The 3,575-nt window shown below is 55.3% G+C and carries 3 protein-coding genes and 1 pseudogene; 2 read left to right on the forward strand and 2 right to left on the reverse strand.

The window, feature by feature from the left end; translation table 11 throughout:
• Positions 1-593, reverse strand: a 593-nt coding sequence (trmB, locus tag CUC53_RS16960) for a tRNA (guanosine(46)-N7)-methyltransferase TrmB (RefSeq protein ID WP_167386788.1), incomplete at its 3' end; no start/stop codon positions are given.
• A 287-nt stretch (positions 594-880) separates the two neighbouring features.
• Here trmB and CUC53_RS16965 point away from each other — a divergent pair.
• Both CUC53_RS16965 and CUC53_RS16970 read left to right on the forward strand, forming a co-directional pair.
• Positions 881-2,062 carry an aminotransferase-like domain-containing protein gene (locus tag CUC53_RS16965; protein ID WP_100295218.1) on the forward strand — a complete coding sequence of 394 codons (1,182 nt, stop codon included), beginning with the start codon at positions 881-883 and terminating at the stop codon, positions 2,060-2,062.
• A gap of 167 nt (positions 2,063-2,229) precedes the next feature.
• Positions 2,230-3,135 carry a TIGR01777 family oxidoreductase gene (locus CUC53_RS16970; RefSeq protein WP_100295219.1) on the forward strand — a complete coding sequence of 302 codons (906 nt, stop codon included), beginning with the start codon at positions 2,230-2,232 and terminating at the stop codon, positions 3,133-3,135.
• Positions 3,136-3,219: 84 nt separating this feature from the next.
• Here the strand turns inward: CUC53_RS16970 and CUC53_RS16975 are convergent.
• A pseudogene (locus CUC53_RS16975) lies at positions 3,220-3,575 on the reverse strand (FtsX-like permease family protein); the annotation flags it as partial.

A 3,575-nucleotide genomic window follows, 5' to 3' on the forward strand; every position in this document is an offset into this window, starting at 1 on the left:
TTCTGATACCCTTCGGCAACGTTCATTACCTCCAGCATGTGCTCTGCGTAGTTTTCCCAGTCTGTTGCCATGTGAAACACGCCACCAATGGCCAGTTTCTGGCGAATATCTTGGGCAAACGCACTCTGCACGATGCGGCGTTTATGATGACGGCTTTTATGCCAAGGGTCTGGGAAAAAGAGCTGTAGGCAAGCAAGTGAGCCGTTGGGGATCATCTGCGCCAACACCTCTACTGCATCGTGGCAGATCACCCGAAGATTGGTGATCCCCGCCTCTTGCGCACTGCCAAGGCAAGCGCCAACCCCAGGCGTGTGGACCTCGATGCCGATAAAGTTCTTCTCGGGGGCCTGTTTGGCCATCTCGACCAAGGAGGCGCCCATGCCAAAGCCGATCTCCAGCACCACTGGGGCCTCGCGGCCAAACAGGGTGACCAGATCGAGCGGCGTTGGCGCAAAATCGATCCCCATGACCGGCCAGAGCTCCTCCAAGGCCTTTTCCTGCCCTTTGGTTAGGCGGCCTTCGCGACGAACAAAGCTGCGGATCTTGCGTATAAATTTGCCGTCTTCGTTAAACACATCTTGGGTCACAGGCATAATAAATTGCTCGTTATCTCATCAATCAGCGAAAACAGGGGGGCGAATTATCCCAAGATAGGACTAAGTCGCAAGTGTTTCACACAACAAATCTGCCAGCATCTCGCGAAGCGTGCCATATAGTGACACTTAGATACCGCTGATTAACCCTATAAAACTCTAAAAGGAGCCAATATTGCCCTTTTTTGTCGATTGTTGTAGCAACCATTGCCTCATTTCTGAAATCTGATACAAACGGACTATCCCATAGTCGCATCGCACGACTGCCACACGTCGAGAGTAAGTTTATGCAACCGTTTTTTGCCCAGCGTTTTGAAAAGGTAGAGCCCTCCTTTATTCGCGAAATTCTGAAAGTCGCCACCAATCCAGAGATCATCTCTTTTGCCGGTGGCCTGCCTAATCCGCATCTTTTCCCGGTCAAGGCGATTGAGCAAGCCTGTCAAGACGTGCTGCGCGAACAAGGAGCCGGTGCGCTGCAATATGCCACCACCGAGGGATTTACCCCGCTGCGCCACTATATTGCCAACCGTTATCTGACGCGTCACGGCATGCAGGTTAATCCAGACAACATCCTCATCACCAGTGGCTCGCAACAGGCGTTAGATCTGCTGGGTAAAGTCCTGATCGATGAAGGACAAGATCTCATCATCGAAGAGCCCGGCTACCTCGGCGCCATTCAGGCATTTTCTGTTTATCAGCCGACGTTTCAACCCATCACCCTAGGAGAGACAGGGCTGGATCTGACCCAGTTAGATACCCTGCTGGCCAATGGCACCAACGCCAAGCTGCTCTACGGTGTACCTAACTTCCAAAATCCGAGCGGTGTCTCTTACAGTCGTGCTAACCGTGAAGCGCTGGCTGAGCGCTTGGTACGCCACGAGCTGCTGATGGTGGAAGACGATCCGTACGGCGAGTTGCGTTTCGAAGGGGAGCACTTGCCCCCGATTGCCAAATTGGCCCCCAACAACACCGTGCTGCTCGGATCTTTCTCAAAAACCGTCGTCCCCGCCTTCCGCTTAGGTTGGATGCTGGTGCCTGACTGGCTACGGCAAAAGGTGACGATTGCTAAACAGGCCACCGATCTGCACAGCAACGCCTTTAGCCAACAAGTGCTGCACCGCTTCCTCACGGACAATTCACTGGATGCCCATCTGGAGAAGATCAAAGAGGTCTACGGCCGTCAGCGTGCCGCCATGGAAGCGGCGCTCACCCGCCATTGCCCACCAGGTGTCAGCTACACTCGCCCCGAAGGGGGAATGTTCTTGTGGCTGACCTTGCCCGCTCACGTCAGTGCTATGGCGCTGTTTGACGAAGCGATCAAAGAGAAAGTGGCGTTTGTGCCCGGGGCGCCTTTCTATGTACGACCCGAGATCCAACATACCTTGCGCCTGAGTTTCTCTTGCGTAGATGAGGCCACCATAGAGGAAGGCGTCAAGCGGCTGACCCGCGCGCTCCATCGCCTACTCTGATTTTTCCATCCGCTTGCCTTGTCATGCCAAGAACCAGCGACTCGTTCGCTGGTTTTTTTATCTGTGTCCGTTGCAAGGGGGCCGAAACCACCACAGACTCAGCACTGATGCTTGTTCAATCACCAAGCGCTGATTAGAGTAAAAAAAAAGGATTGGGGAGCACGACAATGAAAATTCTAATCACGGGTGGCACCGGCTTTATTGGCCGTCGAATAGTGGCTCAGCTTAAGGTTAATCATGAAGTGGTGGTGTTGAGCCGCCAAGGTAGTCGCGCTTATGAGTTGCTCGGTCATGATATCAAGGTGCTCGATAGCCTAGATCGACTCGACGATCTCAATGACATCGATGCGGTCATCAATCTGGCCGGTGAGCCCATCGCCGCCGGACGCTGGAGTGAGTCACGCAAGCAACTGCTGTGTGATAGCCGCTGGTTGCTTACTGAGCAGCTCGTCGACCTCATCAAACTATCCATCACACCGCCCAAAGTATTGATTAACGCCTCAGCGATAGGTTGGTATGGCAGGCAGGACAGCACTCCCCTCGATGAGCAGTGCCAAACCCCCCATGACGAATTTACCCACCGACTCTGCCAACAATGGGAAAATCTGGCCTTGGCAGCCACCAGTGCGCAGACCCGAGTCTGTATTGTGCGCATTGGGCTAGTACTGGGGATGGGCGGGGGAGCGCTGTCGAAAATGCTGCCCCCCTATCGCCTTGGCCTTGGCGGCCCAATGGGGGCGGGGAACCAGATCATGAGCTGGGTCCATGTACAGGATTTGGTCCGCGCCATCTTGTTTTTGCTGGAGCACCCTGATTGCAGCGGCATCTTCAACGGTACCGCCCCCCATCCCGTCAGTAACCGAGCATTTAGCCAGACGCTAGCACGTACCCTGAATCGGCCCCATCTCTTTTGTGTGCCCGCGCCGTTACTGCAACTGATCATGGGGGAAGCGGCTGATCTGCTGCTGACAGGCCAACACATCATGCCGACCCGCTTGCAGCAAGCGGGGTTTCACTTCACCTATCCCGAGTTAGCGCAAGCATTGGGCAATTTACTCGTTACTCGCCGCTGAAGTCGGCTCTCGATAAACAGTCACCCGGCCAATGGCCGGGTGACTGTTTGAGGATGCTGGCTCCCTTGCTAATAAGCACGCTCGCTACAGCAACCCCTGCCCTAGGCCACGCAGACGATCGCTTAAGGTGCCAGCCAATAACTGCCGCTGCATGCCTAATCCGGCTAGCGTCACCAGCACGCTGCCCAGTCCCGGCAAGCCTAGCCAAATAGCCCAGTGGAACTGCCACTGCCCCTCAAACCACCACCACTGCAAGCCAAAAGAGCACAGCTCAACCACCATAGCCGCACACAGCCCCGCTAGGGCGCCACTGGCCATCAACTCCCAACGTAACATCCGTTTGAGCAGGGTGCTGCTGGCCCCCAAGGTGCGCATCAACAGCAACTCACGCCGCCGCTGTGCCATACTGGCCTGAGTCTGGGTCAGCAGTTTGCGCAGCG

Origin of the sequence: Aeromonas cavernicola, from assembly GCF_002795305.1 — a bacterium.
GTDB classification, from domain to species: Bacteria; Pseudomonadota; Gammaproteobacteria; order Enterobacterales; family Aeromonadaceae; genus Aeromonas; species Aeromonas cavernicola.